General features: G+C 63.1%; 14 protein-coding genes and 2 tRNA genes. 15 read left to right on the forward strand and 1 reads right to left on the reverse strand.

Features of this window, described 5'->3' with window-relative positions:
* The first annotated feature begins 1 nt into the window (after position 1).
* The 3 genes from carB (at position 2) to AC56K1_RS09750 (ending at position 4,319) form a co-directional block, all read left to right on the forward strand.
* Positions 2–3,232, forward strand: coding sequence for a carbamoyl-phosphate synthase large subunit (gene carB / locus AC56K1_RS09740; RefSeq protein ID WP_497157643.1), 3,231 nt, complete (start codon positions 2–4; stop codon positions 3,230–3,232).
* A 125-nt stretch (positions 3,233–3,357) separates the two neighbouring features.
* On the forward strand, positions 3,358–3,837 hold the full coding sequence (gene greA, locus AC56K1_RS09745; protein WP_497157644.1) for a transcription elongation factor GreA: 480 nt from the start codon (positions 3,358–3,360) through the stop codon (positions 3,835–3,837).
* Complete coding sequence (locus AC56K1_RS09750; RefSeq protein WP_497157645.1) at positions 3,837–4,319, forward strand: DUF4149 domain-containing protein; 483 nt, start codon at positions 3,837–3,839, stop codon at positions 4,317–4,319. Before greA ends, AC56K1_RS09750 begins: the two co-directional genes overlap by 1 nt.
* Before the next feature lie 276 nt (positions 4,320–4,595).
* Here AC56K1_RS09750 and yhbY read toward each other — a convergent pair whose 3' ends face one another.
* Positions 4,596–5,066 (reverse strand): ribosome assembly RNA-binding protein YhbY, encoded by a 471-nt coding sequence (gene yhbY / locus AC56K1_RS09755; protein ID WP_497127195.1) that lies wholly within the window; start codon positions 5,064–5,066, stop codon positions 4,596–4,598.
* A gap of 42 nt (positions 5,067–5,108) precedes the next feature.
* Here yhbY and AC56K1_RS09760 point away from each other — a divergent pair, with 42 nt between their 5' ends.
* The 12 genes from AC56K1_RS09760 to AC56K1_RS09815 all read left to right on the forward strand — a co-directional run.
* Positions 5,109–5,756, forward strand: coding sequence for an RlmE family RNA methyltransferase (locus AC56K1_RS09760; RefSeq protein ID WP_497157646.1), 648 nt, complete (start codon positions 5,109–5,111; stop codon positions 5,754–5,756).
* 217 nt (positions 5,757–5,973) lie between these two features.
* A complete protein-coding gene (ftsH, locus tag AC56K1_RS09765; RefSeq protein ID WP_497127189.1) occupies positions 5,974–7,860 on the forward strand; it encodes an ATP-dependent zinc metalloprotease FtsH in 1,887 nt (628 codons plus the stop codon).
* Between the two features lie 91 nt (positions 7,861–7,951).
* Positions 7,952–8,800 carry a dihydropteroate synthase gene (gene folP, locus AC56K1_RS09770; RefSeq protein ID WP_497157647.1) on the forward strand — a complete coding sequence of 283 codons (849 nt, stop codon included), beginning with the start codon at positions 7,952–7,954 and terminating at the stop codon, positions 8,798–8,800.
* A 24-nt stretch (positions 8,801–8,824) separates the two neighbouring features.
* Entirely contained in the window at positions 8,825–10,165 is a 1,341-nt protein-coding gene (glmM, locus tag AC56K1_RS09775; protein WP_497157648.1) for a phosphoglucosamine mutase, read from the forward strand.
* A 94-nt stretch (positions 10,166–10,259) separates the two neighbouring features.
* Positions 10,260–10,336, forward strand: a tRNA-Pro gene (locus AC56K1_RS09780).
* A 63-nt stretch (positions 10,337–10,399) separates the two neighbouring features.
* Positions 10,400–10,476, forward strand: a tRNA-Arg gene (locus AC56K1_RS09785).
* A gap of 139 nt (positions 10,477–10,615) precedes the next feature.
* Positions 10,616–10,945: a DUF5710 domain-containing protein gene (locus AC56K1_RS09790; protein WP_497157649.1), complete on the forward strand. Its 330-nt coding sequence runs from the start codon at positions 10,616–10,618 to the stop codon at positions 10,943–10,945.
* A gap of 119 nt (positions 10,946–11,064) precedes the next feature.
* A complete protein-coding gene (locus AC56K1_RS09795) occupies positions 11,065–12,018 on the forward strand; it encodes an MBL fold metallo-hydrolase (protein ID WP_497157650.1) in 954 nt (317 codons plus the stop codon).
* Positions 12,019–12,209: 191 nt separating this feature from the next.
* The gene (locus tag AC56K1_RS09800) at positions 12,210–13,712 is read left to right on the forward strand and encodes an energy transducer TonB (RefSeq protein WP_497157651.1); all 1,503 of its coding nucleotides are present in this window, start codon (positions 12,210–12,212) and stop codon (positions 13,710–13,712) included.
* A gap of 126 nt (positions 13,713–13,838) precedes the next feature.
* Positions 13,839–14,963 (forward strand): polysaccharide biosynthesis/export family protein, encoded by a 1,125-nt coding sequence (locus AC56K1_RS09805; RefSeq protein ID WP_497157652.1) that lies wholly within the window; start codon positions 13,839–13,841, stop codon positions 14,961–14,963.
* A 15-nt stretch (positions 14,964–14,978) separates the two neighbouring features.
* Positions 14,979–17,267, forward strand: a complete 2,289-nt coding sequence (locus AC56K1_RS09810; RefSeq protein ID WP_497157653.1) for a polysaccharide biosynthesis tyrosine autokinase — start codon at positions 14,979–14,981, stop codon at positions 17,265–17,267.
* Positions 17,268–18,417: 1,150 nt separating this feature from the next.
* The coding region (locus tag AC56K1_RS09815) for a DUF1565 domain-containing protein (RefSeq protein ID WP_497157654.1) at positions 18,418–18,642 on the forward strand (225 nt) is incomplete at its 3' end.

Raw genomic sequence — 18,642 nt, forward strand, 5'->3', positions numbered from 1 at the left:
CATGCCAAAACGTAGTGATATCAAAAGCATCCTGATCATCGGGGCCGGCCCGATCGTCATCGGCCAGGCGGTCGAATTCGACTACTCGGGCGCCCAGGCCTGCAAGGCCCTGCGCGAAGAAGGCTACAAGGTCATCCTGGTGAACTCGAACCCGGCGACGATCATGACCGACCCGGAAACGGCGGACGTCACCTATATCGAGCCGATCACCTGGAAGGTCGTCGAGAGCATCATCGCCAAGGAACGCCCGGACGCGATCCTGCCGACCATGGGCGGCCAGACCGCGCTGAACTGCGCGCTCGACCTGCACCACAACGGCGTGCTGGAAAAATACAAGGTGGAGCTGATCGGCGCCACGCCGGAAGCCATCGACAAGGCCGAGGACCGCTCCAAGTTCAAGGACGCGATGACCAAGATCGGCCTGGGTTCGGCACGCTCGGGCGTGGCCCATTCGATGGACGAGGCCTGGACCGTGCAGCGCGAGCTGGGCTTCCCGACCATCATCCGTCCGTCGTTCACGATGGGCGGCAGCGGCGGCGGCATTGCGTACAACGAAGAAGAATTCGAAGCGATCTGCAAGCGCGGCCTGGAAGCCTCGCCGACCAACGAGCTCCTGATCGAAGAGTCGCTGCTGGGCTGGAAAGAGTACGAGATGGAGGTTGTCCGCGACAAGAACGACAACTGCATCATCATCTGCTCGATCGAGAACCTGGACCCGATGGGCGTGCACACCGGCGACTCCATCACCGTGGCGCCGGCGCAGACCCTGACCGACAAGGAATACCAGATCATGCGCAACGCGTCGATCGACGTGCTGCGCGAGATCGGCGTCGACACCGGTGGCTCGAACGTGCAGTTCGCGATCAATCCGAAGGACGGCCGCATGATCGTCATCGAGATGAACCCGCGCGTGTCGCGTTCTTCGGCGCTGGCCTCGAAAGCGACCGGCTTCCCGATCGCGAAAGTGGCGGCCAAGCTGGCCGTGGGCTTCACGCTGGACGAGTTGCGCAACGAGATCACCGGCGGCGCCACGCCAGCCAGTTTCGAGCCGTCGATCGACTACGTCGTGGTCAAGATCCCGCGCTTCACTTTCGAGAAATTCCCGACCGCAGACAAGCACCTGACCACCCAGATGAAATCGGTGGGCGAGGTGATGGCGATGGGCCGCACCTTCCAGGAATCCTTCCAGAAGGCGCTGCGCGGCCTGGAAGTGGGCGTCGATGGCCTGAACGAAAAGACCCGCGACCGCGAGAAGATCGAAGAAGAACTCGGCGAGCCGGGCCCGGACCGCATCTGGTACGTGGGCGATGCCTTCGCCCAGGGCTTCACCCTGGAAGAGGTGCACAACCTCACCAAGATCGATCCGTGGTTCCTGGTGCAGATCAAGGAGATCGTCGACATCGAGCTGTGGCTCGATCACCAGAAGCTGGAAAGCCTGGACAAGCCGACCTTCTACAAGCTCAAGCAAAAAGGCTTCTCGGATCGCCGCCTGGCTTTCCTGATGCAGACCACGCCGGAAGCGGTGCGCAAGCAGCGCCATGCACTGGGCATCCGCCCGGTGTACAAGCGGGTCGACACCTGCGCCGCCGAATTCGCGACCAATACGGCCTACATGTATTCCACGTACGACGAGGAATGCGAGTCCAATCCGACCGACAAGAAGAAGATCATGGTGCTGGGCGGTGGCCCGAACCGCATCGGCCAGGGTATCGAGTTCGACTACTGCTGCGTTCACGCGGCGCTGGCCATGCGCGAAGACGGCTACGAGACCATCATGGTCAACTGCAATCCCGAGACCGTGTCGACCGACTACGATACCTCGGACCGCCTGTACTTCGAGTCGCTGACGCTGGAAGACGTGCTGGAAATCGTCGAGCTGGAAAAGCCGGTCGGCGTGATCGTGCAGTACGGCGGCCAGACCCCATTGAAGCTCGCGCTCGACCTGGAAGCGAACGGCGTGCCGATCATCGGCACCTCGCCCGACATGATCGATGCGGCCGAAGACCGCGAGCGTTTCCAGCAACTGCTCCAGACGCTGGGCCTGCGCCAGCCGCCGAACCGCACCGCGCGTACCGAAGCTGATGCACTCGAACTGGCCCAGGAAATCGGCTACCCGCTGGTGGTGCGCCCGTCCTATGTGTTGGGCGGCCGCGCGATGGAGATCGTGCACGAGCAGCGTGACCTCGAGCGCTACATGCGCGAAGCGGTCAAGGTCTCGCACGATTCCCCGGTGCTGCTGGACCGCTTCCTGAACGACGCCATCGAAGTCGACGTCGACTGCATCTCGGACGGCGAAGCCACCTTCATCGGCGGCGTGATGGAACACATCGAACAGGCCGGCGTGCACTCGGGCGACTCGGCCTGCTCGCTGCCGCCATACTCGCTGTCGCAAGAGACCATCGCGGAACTCAAGCACCAGACCTCGCTCATGGCCAAGGCCCTGAACGTGGTCGGCCTGATGAACGTGCAGTTCGCGATCCAGCAGTCGGAAGTCGACGGCAAGACGGTCGATACCGTGTTCGTGCTGGAAGTGAACCCGCGCGCCTCGCGCACCGTGCCGTTCGTATCGAAAGCCACCGGCCTGCAGCTGGCAAAGATCGCGGCGCGCTGCATGGTCGGCCAGACGCTGGCCAGCCAGGGCATCACGAAAGAGGTCGTCCCGCCGTTCTACAGCGTCAAGGAAGTGGTCTTCCCGTTCGTGAAATTCCCGGGCGTGGACACCATCCTCGGACCGGAAATGAAGTCGACCGGCGAAGTCATGGGCGTAGGCATGACCTTCGGCGAAGCCTTCGTGAAATCGCAGCTGGCGGCCGGCATCATCCTGCCGACCAAGGGCACCGTGTTCCTGTCGGTGAAGGCCTCGGACAAGCCGCGCGCCGTCGGCGTCGCGCGCGAACTGGTGGCGCTGGGCTTCTCGCTGGTGGCGACCAAGGGCACGGCTGCCGTGATCGCGGCCGCCGGCATGCCGGTGCGCGCGGTGAACAAGGTCATGGAAGGACGCCCGCACGTGGTCGACATGATCAAGAACCGCGAGATCGTCCTGGTCGTCAATACGGTCGAGGAAAAGCGCTCGGCGGTGACCGACTCGCGTACCATCCGCACCTCGGCCCTGCAGTCGCGCGTCGTGACCTATACGACGATCGCCGGCGCGGAAGCGGCGATCGAAGGCATGCGTCATATCGACGAACTCCAGGTGTACGATTTACAAGGGCTTCATAAAACCTTAAACTAGGCATGAAAGCTGCAATGCAGTAAGCTGGAAGCAGTACCCCGTCAAACCACAGAGCTCGTGCGCCCTAGGGCGCGCACTCTGTGGTTTTCACTTGGTACGTCGACAAACGCACACCATAGACAGACATGAACAATACCGTCCCATTGACCAAATACGGCGCCCAACTCCTGAAGGAAGAGCTGCACCAGCTCAAGACCAAGGAGCGCCGTATGGTGATCGACGCGATCGCCGAGGCGCGCTCGCATGGCGACCTGTCCGAGAACGCCGAATACGATGCCGCAAAAGAGCGCCAGGCCTTCGTCGAAGGCCGCATCGCCGAACTCGAAAGCAAGCTCTCCGCCGCGCAGATCATTGACCCGGTGACCCTGGATGCCGAAGGCCGCGTCGTCTTCGCGTCCACCGTCGACCTCGAAGATCTGGACAACGGCCAGAAGGTCACCTACCAGATCGTCGGCCTCGACGAAGCCGACCTGAAACTGAACAAGGTATCGGTGACCTCGCCGATCGCCCGCGCCCTGATCGGCAAGTATGCCGGCGACGTGGTCGAAGTGCAGGCGCCGTCCGGCCCGCGCGAATACGAAATCCTGGAAGTGCGCTACATCTGATGAAAGCAACCGCGGCTAGCGTGCCCTCGCGCGCCATGTCGCGCCTGGCGGCGGCGCGGCTGCTGGCGGCGGTGCTGTGGGCGGGTGCGTTGTGGACGGTCGGCTACATTGCGGCGCCGGCGGTGTTCGCGGCGGTGCCGAGCACGGTGGCGGGGGATGTCGTCGCCGTCCTGCTGGCGCGCCTGGCCTGGGTGTCGTTCGGCTGTGCGGCGCTGATGCTGGCGATGGTGCGGCTCTCACGCGATCTCGACCCCGCGCGCAAGCGCTCGCTCTACCTGGTGGTGCTGGCGATGCTGGCCTGCGCGCTGGTGATGTATGTCGGCCTGCAGCCGGCGATGGCGCAGATGCGCGCGCTGGCCGGGCAGGGCGGCGTGAGGGCCTCGCCGTACTGGACGCAGTTTGCGCTCATGCACGGGGTGTCGCAGCTGTTTCACGTGATCGAGAGCGTGCTGGCAGCGGTGCTGGTGTTGAAAAGCCGTTGATCGCCTGACCGCATCCCGCGCCGTTTGATCCGTCGCACGCGCCACTGGCGCCTGCGACCTCCGGCAAAGGCCGGAGCCTGATTTCGCTGCGTTACACTAACGCGTGCTATAAACCCGGCGCTTGAGATGTAAGGATGCGGTGCTGGTTGGTGCGGGAAATTGGGTCCGGCCTCCGCCGGGACGACGGTTCATGTTGTGGTGGTCATAACGACACAATCACGAATCACCAGGCGAAAAAAAACCGGGTCGCCCCGGTTTTCGCCTCGCGCGGCGCGATCACTTGTTCAGTGCATTTTTCTTGGTGCTGGCCTGGCGCGGTTTGGCGCGCTTGATGTTGCCGCCAGCCGTCACGCGCTCGTTCCCCTTGATCATGACCTTGGTGACGCTCGGCTTCTTGGTGCCGCTGGCGCTGGCCTTGACGATGGTGACTTCGCGCATGCCCTTGCCGGACCTGGTGCTGCGTTCCTTGACGACTTCCTTCTTCGGGCGGTAGACCACCAGCAGCTTGCCGATGTGCTGGACCGGCGCGGCATCGAGCTCGGCGCAGATCTGTTCGTACATGGCGATGCGGGCTTCGCGGTCGTCGCCGAACACGCGGACCTTGATCAAGCCATGCGCGTCGAGGCTCGCAGCAACTTCTTTCATGACGGATTCGGTCAGGCCGGATTCGCCAATCATGACAACGGGATTCAGTCCGTGGGCTTCAGCGCGCAGTGCGCTGCGCTCGGCCGGGGTGAGTTTAAGCATAATAATATTTAGATGTACCTTTAAAAGCAGTATTCTACGCGAATGGCCAAGAACAAATTAAACAAAAACTGGTTACACGACCATATTAACGACCCGTACGTCAAACTGGCCCAGAAAGAAGGCTACCGCGCGCGCGCGGCATTCAAGCTCAAGGAAATCGACGAAAGCGAAAAGCTGATCAAGCCGGGCCAGGTCATTGTCGACCTCGGCTGCACGCCCGGCAGCTGGGCGCAGTACACCCGCCGCAAGCTGGCGGGCAAGGACGGTGGCGGCATCCATGGCACCATCATCGGGCTCGACATGCTGCCGATGGAGCCGATTGCCGACGTTTTATTCATCCAGGGCGATTTCCGCGAGGAAGAAGTGCTGGATCAGCTCGACGTGGTGCTGCAGGGACGCCAGGTCGACCTGGTGCTGTCCGACATGGCGCCCAACCTGTCGGGCATTCCGACCGCGGATGCTGCGCGCATGGAACACTTGGTCGACCTGGCTATTGAGTTCTCTCAACATCATTTGAAGCCGACCGGCGGACTGCTGGTGAAATGCTTCAAAGATATGGGATTTACCCAGATACTGGAGAAATTCAGGGTGGAATTCAGGACGGTCAAGCAGGTCAAACCCAAGGCCAGCCGGGACAAATCATCCGAAATTTTCCTGCTTGGGCGTGGTCTGAAGAATCCTGCTGCGTAAAAAGCAATGCATGACGTCGTTTTAGCCCTTGATATTCGGCGCGGCAACCGCACATTTGCCGCGTGAGGCCGGCATTGCGCATGCTTGCGGTGCTTGTTGAACATGCAAATATGGCGTTTTTGCACCATTGCTGACCTTGCGTGGCAGTGTCGGCTTATTGCGGTTAAAATCGTGATACTGATATCGGTAGAGATGCAATCGCATCGGAGGAGTTTTCGTGAATAATATGTTTTCCAAATCCGCCATCTGGGTGGTCGTCGCACTGCTGTTGTTCATGCTGTTCAAGCAGTTCGACAACCATAGCGTCGCAGGCGGCAGCAAGACCATTGCTTATTCCGAGCTGCTCGACGATGTGAAGGCCCGTCGTATCAAGGACGTGGTCATCGAAGGTTCCAACATCACCGCGACCCGCCAGGATGACAGCAAGGTGCGCGCCACTGCCACCATCCTCGACCGCGGCCTGATCGGCGACCTGCGCGAGAACGGCGTGCGCTTCGACGTGAAGCCGCCGGAAGAACCATCCTTCCTGCAGCAGGTCTTCATCTCCTGGTTCCCGATGCTGCTGCTGATCGGCGTGTGGGTATTCTTCATGCGCCAGATGCAGGGCGGCGGCAAGGGCGGCGCTTTCTCCTTCGGCAAGTCGAAGGCGCGCATGCTCGATGAAACCAACAACACCGTCACTTTCGCCGATGTCGCCGGTTGCGACGAAGCGAAAGAAGAAGTCAGCGAGATCGTCGACTTCCTGAAAGACCCGACCAAGTTCCAGAAACTGGGCGGCCGCATTCCACGCGGCGTCCTGATGGTCGGTCCTCCGGGTACCGGCAAGACCCTGCTGGCGCGCGCCATCGCGGGCGAAGCCAAGGTGCCGTTCTTCTCGATTTCCGGTTCCGACTTCGTCGAGATGTTCGTCGGCGTGGGTGCGTCCCGCGTGCGCGACATGTTCGAGAACGCCAAGAAGCATTCGCCTTGCATCATCTTCATCGACGAGATCGACGCCGTCGGCCGCCACCGCGGCGCCGGCATGGGCGGCGGCAACGACGAACGCGAACAGACGCTGAATCAGCTGCTGGTCGAGATGGACGGCTTCGAAGCCTCGTCCGGCGTGATCGTCATCGCCGCTACCAACCGCGCCGACGTGCTCGACAAGGCGCTGCTGCGTCCGGGCCGTTTCGACCGCCAGGTGACGGTGGGCCTGCCGGACATCCGCGGCCGCGAACAGATCCTGAACGTGCACATGCGTAAAGTGCCTATCGGCACCGACGTGAAGGCCGATATCCTGGCACGCGGCACCCCGGGCTTCTCGGGCGCCGACCTGGCCAACCTGGTCAACGAGGCTGCACTGTTCGCCGCGCGCCGCAGCAAGCGCCTGGTCGAGATGATCGATTTCGAAGACGCCAAGGACAAGATCTACATGGGTCCGGAGCGCAAGTCGATGATCATCCGCGAGGAAGAGCGCCGCAATACGGCCTACCACGAGTCGGGCCACGCCGTGATCGCCAAGCTGCTTCCTAAAGCCGACCCGGTGCACAAGGTCACGATCATGCCGCGCGGTTATGCGCTCGGCCTGACCTGGCAGCTGCCGGAACACGATGCGCTGTCCGGTTACAAAGACAAGATGCTCGAAGAAATCTCGATCCTGTTCGGCGGCCGTATTGCCGAGGAGATCTTTGTCGGCCAGATGTCGACCGGCGCCTCGAACGACTTCGCGCGTGCCACCAAGCTGGCCCGTTCGATGGTGACCCGCTTCGGCATGTCCGAGAGCATGGGCGTGATGGTGTATGAGGACAGCGAGAACGAAGGCTTCTTCGGCGGCGCCACCAAGACCATTTCGGAAGCCACCCAGCAGAAGGTCGATGCCGAGATCCGCGCGATCCTCGACACGCAGTACGCGCTGTCGCGCCGCCTGCTGGAAGAAAACCGTGACAAGGTCGAAGCCATGACCAAGGCGCTGCTCGAATGGGAAACCATCGATGCCGAGCAGATCAACGACATCATGGCCGGCCGCGAGCCGCGCCAGTCGCCGACCAGCATCCTGACCAAGCGCACCCCTCCGGGCGACGGCGGTTCGGGTGGCGTGGCGCCGAACGCCACCGCGCCGGCCTGATCCCTTGATCGCCTGAACACCCCCCGCAAAAGGCATCCCTCCGGATGCCTTTTGTTTGTTAACGCTTCCCGGTCCCCGCGTCTGTCCTGCCATGCCAAAGAACCTGCAATGCGGCCAGTTCAGCTTCGCGCTGGATGGCCCGGCCTCCACCCATCCAGTCGTGATGGGCATCCTGAACGTCACCCCCGATTCGTTTTCCGACGGCGGACGCTACCAGGGTCTCGAGTTCGCGCTGTCGCACGCCGAGCAGATGATGCTCGAGGGCGCAAGCATGATCGACATCGGTGGCGAATCCACCCGGCCCGGTTCGCCTGGCGTGCCCCTTGGCGAAGAGCTGGCACGCGTGATGCCGGTGCTGTACGCGCTGCGCACGCTCGAGGTCGCACTGTCGGTCGATACTTGCAAGCCCGAGGTGATGCGTGAAGCGATCATTGCCGGGGCCGACATGATCAACGACATCAATGCCTTCCAGGCGCCGGGTGCGCTCGATGCCGTGCGCGACAGCGACTGCGGGCTGTGCGTGATGCACATGCAGGCCACGCCGCAGACCATGCAGCATGCGCCCAGCTACACAGACGTGGTGGGGGAGGTGATCGGCTTCCTGAAGACACGTGTCGACACGATGGTGGGCGAGGGCATTGCCCGCGAACGCATCTGCATCGACCCCGGTTTTGGCTTCGGGAAAACCGTCGAACACAATTACGCCTTGCTGCGCGGCTTGAAGCGCATCGGCGACGAAGTCGGCCTGCCTGTGCTGGCAGGCCTGTCGCGCAAGTCGATGATTGGGGCCGTCACTGGGCGGCCAGTTGAACAACGTGTTGCAGGCAGTGTCGCTGGGGCATTGGCTACGGTAGCGCATGGCGCTAGAATCGTGCGTGTGCATGATGTAGCAGATACGGTCGATGCCCTGAAGGTATGGCACGCGGCCAACAACGAATAATCACGGAAAGAAAAGAGAACGAGAATGGCACGTAAATATTTTGGTACGGATGGCATTCGCGGTTTGGTAGGCACCGCGCCGATTACTCCCGACTTCGTCATGCGTCTCGGCTATGCTGCCGGCACGGTGCTGGCCAAGGGCGGGAAGTCGACCAGCGGCCGTCCGGTCGTCCTGATCGGCAAGGACACCCGTATCTCCGGCTATATGCTGGAAGCCGCACTGGAAGCGGGCTTCTCGGCGGCTGGCGTGGACGTGATGCTGGCTGGCCCGATGCCGACCCCGGCGATTGCCTATCTGACCCGCGCGCTGCGGCTGCAGGCCGGCGTCGTGATCTCGGCCTCGCACAATCCTTTCCAGGACAACGGCATCAAGTTCTTCTCGGAACACGGTACCAAGCTGCCGGATGCGGTCGAAATGGAGATCGAAGAGGCCATCGACCAGCCGATGGGCTGCGTGCCCTCGGACAAGCTCGGCCGTGCCACCCGCCTGCGCGATGCCCAGGGCCGCTACATCGAATTCTGCAAGAGCACCTTCCCGAACGAGCTCGACCTGCGCGGCCTGAAGATCGTGGTCGACAGCGCCCACGGCGCCGCCTACAACATCGCTTCGCACGTGTTCCACGAACTCGGCGCCGAGGTGATCTCGATCGGCGCGCAGCCGGACGGTTTCAATATCAACGCTGGCGTTGGCGCCACCGCGCCAAAGGCGCTGTCGGAATCCGTCGTCGCCAACAAGGCCGACCTCGGCATTGCGCTGGACGGCGATGCCGACCGCCTGATCATGGTCGACGCAACCGGCCGCGTCTACAACGGCGACGAGCTGCTCTATCTGATGGTGCGCGACCGGATGTCGACCGGCCCGGTGTCCGGCGCCGTCGGTACCCTGATGACCAATATGGCGCTGGAAGTGGCCTTCAAGGAACTCGGCGTGGGCTTTGCGCGCGCCAAGGTCGGCGACCGCTATGTGCTGGAAGTCATGCAGGAGCGCGGCTGGCTGTTCGGCGGCGAGAGCTCGGGCCACCTGCTGGCGCTGGACAAGCATTCGACCGGCGACGGCATCGTCTCGGCCCTGCAGGTCCTGTCGGCGCTCAAGCGCAGCAACCGCTCGCTCGCCGAATGCTGCAGCGAACTGACCTTGTATCCGCAAACGCTGATCAACAAGAAGGTGGCCCCGGGCTTCGACTGGACCAGCAACAGCGCTGTCGTGGCCGAGAAAGAGGCCGTCGAGCGCGAGCTGGGCGATACCGGCCGCGTGCTGATCCGCGCATCGGGCACCGAGCCATTGATTCGCGTAATGGTCGAAGCCAAGGAAGCCGAGCTCGCCGAAAGCATGGCGCGCCGGATTGCCGACAAGCTGGCGGCTTGAACAAGGCAGTAGCGGGTACAGGCTGGAGGGCGGGGTACGAACCAGGAATCCCGATTTGACGTAGCCCCTCCGGGGGAGTATCATCCGTCTTATTCGGAGTGTAGCGCAGCCCGGTAGCGCACCTGGTTTGGGACCAGGGGGTCCAAGGTTCGAATCCTTGTACTCCGACCACAGTTTTCCCTGCGGGCTGTCTTCGGACAGCCCGTTTTGTTTTCACCTTCCGCATTGTATTTTCTGCCCATAGCTCAGTTGGATAGAGCATCAGCCTTCTAAGCTGAGGGTCGCAGGTTCGATTCCTGCTGGGCAGGCCATCCCCGACATGTCCCGCATTGCGGTCAAGCGCACCGTGAATCCGCCTCAGGCTTCGCGATTTCTTCCCCTTGCAGTAAGATCACGGTCCCGGACCCGGCGTCCCGCCGCGGTCGCTCATTCTGGACGCTTTTCGATACCATGCTTTTCCTGACTGTTCCCTACGCCGAGAAGGACGAAGCCAAGGCGCTCGGCGCCCGCTGGAATCCCACCAAGCGCCGCTGGTATGTTCCCGATGGCGTCGCCACCGCCGCCTTCGAAAAATGGGCCGGGCAGGGCGAGCCGGCAGCGCCGGCGGCAGGCGGGCGGGTCGACAGCTACCAGGGCAAGACCGTGGTCGGAACCAATTATGTGGCGCTGGAGCACGGCTGCAATCCCTTCGAGCCTTGCGAGCGCTGCGGTGCGGCCCTGGCTGGCACGCCTTGGCAGAAGGCGCGCCAGCAACTGGCCGGGGTGGTTGCCAAGCTCTAGCCGGGGCCTTTGCGCCGGCCACCAGGCAAGGCAAGCGAACGCCGGTTTCTACCCTGGCGTGTTAACGTTCCGGCAAGCGCGGACCGCTCCGGGACGCGCATCGCTCCGGAGTGCCTTCCATGCCTGTCGCACGATTGTTCCAGACCTGTTTGCTGCTGGCCGCACTGTGCGGGTTGGCCGGTGCAGCCCATGCCGATGCGACCGCCACCCCGGCCCAGGGCGAAAGTTTCACGCTGCAGTTGCCGGCGGGTGCGCCGCCCCAGGACGCGAACAATGGTACGGTGCAGTTCATCGGCACGGCGACTGTCATCATCCGCTTCCAGGGCTTTACCATCCTGACCGACCCGAACTTCCTGCACAAGGGCGAGCACGTGCACCTTGGCTATGGTCTGACCTCCGAACGCAAGACCAATCCGGCCATCCGCTTCGAAGACCTGCCACCGATCGACCTGGTCGTGCTGTCGCATTTCCATGACGACCATTTCGACAAGAAAGTGCAGGAGCGGCTCAACCGCGCCACGCCCATCATCAGCACCAAGGAAGCGGGCGAGCGGCTCAAGCGCATGGGATTCACGCGCACCTTTGGCCTGAGTACCTGGGATCGCGTCGAAGTGAGCAAAGGACAAGCGCGCCTGCGCATCACAGCCGCACCTGGCCGCCACGGTCCTGCGGCCGTTGCCGTGCTGCTGCCGAAAACCATGGGCTCGGTGCTCGACTTCGGCGCCGACCCGCAAGCGCCGGACTACCGCATGTATATCAGTGGCGATACGCTGGTCCATGACGACATCCACGCCATCCCGCAACGATTCCCGAATATCGACCTGGCGCTGCTGCACCTTGGCGGCACGCGCATCCTCGGCGTGGTCAAGGTGACCATGGACGGCCAGGATGGCGTGCGCATGATGCAGGTCGTGCGACCCAAAAAGACCGTACCGGTCCACTACAACGATTACGACGTGTTCAAGTCGCCGCTCGAGGAGTTCGCACGCGAGGTCAAGGCCGCCGGGCTGGAACAGGACGTCATTTACCTGTCGCACGGCCAGACTTACGGGTTCGCACCCGTGCAGCGCTGACCGGGAACTGGTGCGGGTATTGACGCAGCCTGCCGCCGGCAGCGATTCCTATCGTGCGCGCTTCCCCATACTGCTGAGTAAACGCTAAGATGCCAGCTTGACAATGTCGCATCAGGACGGGCATGCCTCCAGCGAACGCAAGCAGTCGACACCAGCCATACGGCCACACTGACCGCCGCCTCGGAGCCGGGGTGGCGGTGTCGGTCGTGCTGCACACGCTGCTGCTGTCGCTGCAGTTCGGGCTGCCCGGTGTCGATGCCGGGGGAGGTGGCCCGATCACGGTTGCGCTGGCGCCGCTGCCGCCTGTCGCTGACGTTCCGCCTTCGCCGCCACTGGCGCAGGAGCCATTGCCGTCTCCACCTGACGCAGCCCTCGCGCCGACGCCGGCGCCCGCCGGCCTTCGAATCGTCGATCCGATTGCGCCGAAGTCCCCCGATCCAGTGGCGGCGAACCAGCCGGCCCGGCCCAGGCCTCCCAAGCGCAGCCGCCCGGCCATGCCAAAACGGCGCGTGGCGCCGGTGCCGACACCCGTGATCGCGTCCGAGGCACGGTCCGATTCTGCATTTACCGTGCCGTTGCCAGAGGTGGACGCGGCGCCGGATCCCTTGCCCGCGGATGCGGCACCGGGGCCCGAGGCTGAAAGGATCGCGCCCGAGGTGACGGCGGAACCGGAGCCGGACCCGGCGATACTGGCCCAGGAAAGCACCGAGCAGGCCGAGGCTGCGCGCCTGGCTGAGGAACGCCTGGCTGCGCAGCAGCGAGCCCGGCAGCTCGCCGAACAGGAGCGCCAGCAGCAGCTGGCCCGCCGACGTGCCGACGAGGAGCGCCGGCGCCTGGCCGATGAGGCAGCGGTGCAGCGCCAGCGCGAACAGGACGCGCTTCTGCGGCGCCAGGCCGAACAGCGGCTGGCCGACGAGTCCGCCGCCCGCGAAGCCGAGCTTGCCGAGCGCCGCCGCGCCGAAGAGGCGCAGGGCCGGCTGGCCGAGCAACTCGATCAGCGCCAGCGCGAGGAACTCGCCCGGCGGCGCCTGGCGGACGAGCGCGCGCGCCGAGAGGCCGATGAGCGTGCCCAGGCCGAGCACCCGGCCCGGCAAGCCGCCGAAGCTGCCCGTCAAGCTGCCGCCGAGTCCGACCGCCGGCAAGCGGCGATCCCCGGAAGCGGCGGGCAGGCATCAGGGGGGCCGGCGATCGGCCCGGGCATCGGTGCCGGCAGTGGGGGGATTCCGGCGGGCGCCCTGGCCGGAAGCGTCGGCAGCCGCGCCCGCGAATTGCTGCGTGGCGTCACCATCCCGAGCGTGGCGCCACCGGCCCGGCCGCCAAACGCACAACACGACGGGCGCCGCGTGCTCGCCGACGGCGCAGAGCGCGACGTGCCCTTGCGCCTGTATGTCGACAGCGTGCGCCAGAAGCTCGAACGCAATGCGGTGCTCGGCGGCGCGCGCTTTGCCTCACGCGAGGTGCGCATCGATCCATTGGTGAGCGTGTCGCTGCGCAGCGACGGCAGCATCGATGAGGTGACGATCGTGCGTTCCAGCGGCCGCGCCGACATGGACGACGCCGTGCGCCGCTTCGTGCGGCTGAACGAGCGCTACTCGGCCTTTCCCCCGAATGTCGCCGCGCGCTTCGACGTCATCGAGATCCGCCGGGTCTGGGCCTTTGCCGATGGCCTGAAGCTCATGGAAGAGATGCGCTGAGCGCTACCAGCACCGGGCCGGACCGCCGAGGCTCGAACTTTGATACGGTGCAAAGCCAAGCCTGATGGACCCCGTACGCTGAGCTGAACGACTCAAGTAACGGTCCATTTTTGATAGGCAACAATCATGGCGTTGTTTTGTTGGGGTGCAATCAGGGGATGTCGTGCGGCCGCGCTGGTGCTGGCGCTGGCCGGATGTGCAACCGGTATCGGTTTCGATTCTCCCGTGGGCGGAGACAGCGCGGACGGCAGTGCCGCGCCGCCTACCGAACTCATTACCGACAAGCTGATCGCGGCGGAACGCCAGGCGGTAGCCGGCAGCGCGCGCCAGGATCTCGGCCCGCTGTTCGTGGCCAAGCCGCCTCCTTACACAATCGGCCGAGGCGACATCCTGTCGATCGTGGTCTGGGACCACCCCGAGCTCGCCGCGGGCGGCATGAACGCGGCCACCCCCCTGAGCGGGGGCGGCGCGGCGCCGCCGAATGCGGCGACACCCGGCTTCGCCGTCGACCACCTGGGACGCATCCAGTTTCCGCTGATCGGACTGCTGACCATGGAAGGCCTGACCGAAGAGCAGGCACGCGAACTGCTGGCCAAAAAGCTCGCGCGCTACCTCGCCCAGCCCAACGTCACGCTGCGCGTTCAGTCCTATCGCAGCAGGCGGGTCTATGTCGACGGCGAGGTGCGCACACCCGGCCTGCAGGCCATCGACGACATTCCCATGACGCTCGTGGAAGCGCTCAACCGTGCCGGCGGCATGCTTCCCAGTGCCGACCAGAGCCAGATCGTCCTCGAGCGCGGCGAGCGGCGCTATACGGTCAACCTGCGCGAGCTGGTCCAGAAAGGCGTCAATCCCGGCACCATCCTTCTCGGGCACGGCGACGTGGTGCGCGTCCATTCGCGCGACGAGAGCAAGGTCTTCGTCTCCGGCGAGGTCATTACCCCGAAGGCGCTCACCATGCACAACGGCCGCCTGACCCTCAACGAGGCACTGGGCGCGACCGGCGGTATCAGCCCGCTGAGCGGCGACGCGCGCCAGGTCTATGTCGTGCGCAAGACCCCGGAGCGCACCCGCGTGTTCCGGCTCGACGCCCGCGCCAGCGGGGCGCTCGGCATGGCCGAATCCTTCGAGCTGCGGCCCAAAGACGTGGTCTACGTCGCCGCTTCGCCGCTGGCGAACTGGAACCGCCACCTGAGCATGCTGTTCCCGGGCGCGCTGACCTCGGCCGTCGGCGTCACCACCAGGCCCTGACCGGAGAAGTCCGCCATGACCACCCCGCACGATCCCCATCCTCACCCGCTCAGCCCCGTCTACCAGCGCCCTCCGGTGCTGTCGGTGCCCTTCGACCCGCGCCCGGCGGAGCCGCTGGCCGAGGAGCCGGCCGTCGACCTCAAGGGCTACCTCAACACCTTGTACGACAGCCGCTGGCTGATCGGCACCATCACCGGGATCATCACGGTGGTGGCGGTGCTGTATGCGCTGCTAACCAAGCCCGTATTCGAAGCCAACCTGATGATCCACGTCGAGGAAGAAAGCCCTACCGCCTCCAAGAACATCCTGAGCGAGGCCTCGTCGCTCTTCGAGACCAAGAAGGCCGCCATCGCCGAGATGGAACTGCTGCGCTCGCGCATGGTGGTATCGCGCGCGGTCGACAACCTGCAGCTGTATGTCGAGGTGCGGCCTGAATACTTCCCCCTAGTCGGTTCCTGGTTCGCGACCCAGAACGGCAGCGCACTGTCGCAACCCGGCCTGTTCGGCCAGGGCGGATTCGTCTGGGGCGGGGAGAAGGCCGAGGTGTCGGTATTCGAGGTACCCGACAGCTGGCTCAAGCGTGAATTCACCATCACCGCGCGCGAAGGCCACCGCTACCGCTTTTCCGGCGGCGGGCAGCCGATCGCCTTCGATGCCACGGTAGGCCAGCGCTACCGGGTGCCGACGCCCAGCGGCCTGGTCGAAATCAAGGTCGACCGCCTGCACGCCAATCCCGGAGCGCGCTTCCGGATCAAGCGCAATTCGCGCCTGGGCACGATCCAGGCGATCCAGAACGCCATGGTCATTACCGAGCAGGGCAAGCAATCCGGCGTCATCGAAGTCAAGCTGCAGGGCGAAAACGCTGAAGCCATCCACGGGCTGCTCAGCGAAATCGGCCGCGAATACATGCGCCAGAACCTGGCGCGCAAGACCGAGGAAGCCGAAAAATCGCTGGCCTTCCTCAACCAGCAACTGCCCATCCTGAAGCGCCAGCTGGAACAGTCCGAAGACCGCTACAACCAGTTCCGCAACGCCCATGGCACGGTCGACCTGCGCGAAGAGGCGCGCATGAGCCTGACGCAGGCGGCGGCGGCGCGCACGCGGCGCATGGAACTGATCCAGAAAAAGACCGAACTGCTGGCGCGCTTCACCGACGACCACCCGATCGTTGCCGCCATCAACCGCCAGCGCAAGGAGGTCGAATCCGAGATCGAGGCCATAAACACCCGCATCCGCACGCTGCCGGTAATGGAACAGGACGAGGCGCGCCTGACCCGCGACATCAAGGTCAAGACCGACCTCTACACCGCGCTGTCGAACACCGCGCAGCAATTGCGCCTGATCTCGGTGGGCCGCGTCAGTAACGTGCGCCTGGTCGACGCGCCGATCGCGCCCGAGCGGCCGATCAAGCCGAACCGCCCGCTGATCGTGGCGCTGGCCGTGGTCACCGGGCTTTTCATTGGCATGCTGATCGCCTTTACGCGCAAAGCCATGCGCGGCGGGATCGACGACCCGGCCAAGATCGAGCGGCTGCTGCGCGCCAAGGTCGTGTATGCCTCGATTCCGCACAGCATCAACGAGGATAAGCTGATGCGCAAGGTGAAAGGTGAGGGCGTCTTGCCCCTGCTGGCGCAAATCCTTCCAGAAGACCCGGCCGTGGAAAGCCTGCGCAGCTTCCGTGCCGCCCTGCAGTTCTCGATGCCGCATTTCAGTAACAACATCGTGGTATTCGCCGGGCCCACGCATGGCGTCGGCAAATCCTTCGTGACCATCAATTTCGCCGCCGTGATGGCGGCCAGCGGCAAGCGGGTGCTCCTGATCGATGCCGACCTGCGCAATGGGCGCCTGCACCGCTATTTCGGCATCGGCCGCGAACAAGGCTTGTCCAAGGTGATCAACGGGGCCACGTCGGTGGACGACATCATCCATCACAACGTGTTCGATAACCTGGACTTCATCCCGACCGGCTCGCTGCCGCCGAATCCATCCGACTTCCTGCTGCACCTGAACTTCAGCACCTTGCTCGAAACGATGAGCCCGAACTACGACCTGGTGCTGATCGACACGCCGCCGCTGCTGTTGGCAGCGGACTCCTTGATCGTCGGCGCCCGCGCCGGCGCCATCTTCCTGCTCGCCCGTGCACGGGTGACGACCGATGGCGAGATCACCGAATCGGTCAAGCGCTTGAACCATGCCGGCTTGTCGCCGCAGGGTGTCTTGTTCAACAATATCAGCTACGGGATCGGCCGCTCCCGCATGCAATTCCATCCGGGCCCGGTCGGGCAGCTGAAATATTCCGATTAGCTCGTGCCGCTGGTCCATGCGGCCTCAGTGCGCGATGTACAGGGCTGCTAGCCGCAGCCGGTGCTTGCCCTCGGTAGTCGACGCGCAGGGCTGGGCGCAGCTACCGGAGCTACGCTGCATGCGCCTGGATCGAAGCCAAGATTCGATTGCTGCCATCCGCGTATACATATGAAGCACACGCCGGACTGGAAACGCATTGTTCTTAATGGGCACCACTCACGCTGGCTCCGGCTTGTGTGGATCGCTGCTGGAATGCCACAGCTCGCTTCGCGAGCCTGGCTATGACTGTTGGCTGATCGACTTCCACACGATAGCTCGTGCAATGCGAGTGACGCCAGCAGCACACGCTCATCATCGGTAGGCTCTTCAACACAGGCGCCTTGATTCCCCTGCGCAGCATCGGTCGCTTCTCCTGGCGGTGGAGAGCGTCTGCTGTCGCGCATCTGTGTTGCCTCTCTGCCAATGCTTCCAGCACCAACTCTCTCGTCACCAGTAATTTGCGTATTGAACTTATGTGTAGTGCAGCGAGCTGATCAGCCGGACCCTGCAGATGGGTATTGGAAAGTATTAGCGATGTTCTCGGTCTGATCTCGCCTCTCTCTCCCTCCCGATTTGAATGCGAGACTCAATTCCAACAGGAATGAGTCTTTGATGTTCATTACGCACGATTTTTTTCCGAAATTCCATTGAACTAAGGAACCTTCCCAGCCTCAAAGATCCGCCTTCACATTATTGATACATGTTGCAGTGGAAACCAATTGCTAATCGGAAATTTTTCTTTGTTTTTCAATACTGTGAGAAATTTTTCCCAAGATCTATTGAACTTAGAAACTTTCCTGCGTTCAAAGCTACTCCTTTGCATCCTTTAGGCAGTTGCGAAAGCGAGCGAATATTGCCGATACGAAATTTTTCTTTTTCGTTCGATACCAGGGGGAAAATTTTTCCCAAAATCTATTGAACTTAAGAATTTTTCGACGCTCAAAGTTACTCCTTTGCAGGATCTGGAATAACACCGAATGCACAGGTTTATTTATAGATAGAAATTGATCTTTGTAATTTACTACCGTAAGAAAATTTTTCCTGCGATCTATTGAACTTAGGAAGTTTCCACCGCTCCAAGCTACTCCATTACATTGTTAAGGCAATCCACATGCAAAACGCAGTCAAGTTCTCGAATGTCCGTTTCACCCTGAAGTCGATCGCCAGCGCAGCCGTCCTGTTCGCCGCATGCGGCGGCGCCATGGCCGCTGACCTGTATGTCGCAACCACCGGTTCCGATTCAAATCCAGGCACCCAGACTCGCCCGGTCAAGACGATCAGCCGCGCTGACGTGCTGGCAAAGCCGGGTACCGTGGTGCACGTGGCTTCTGGTATC

The organism is Telluria sp. ZB4P37, assembly GCF_059685855.1.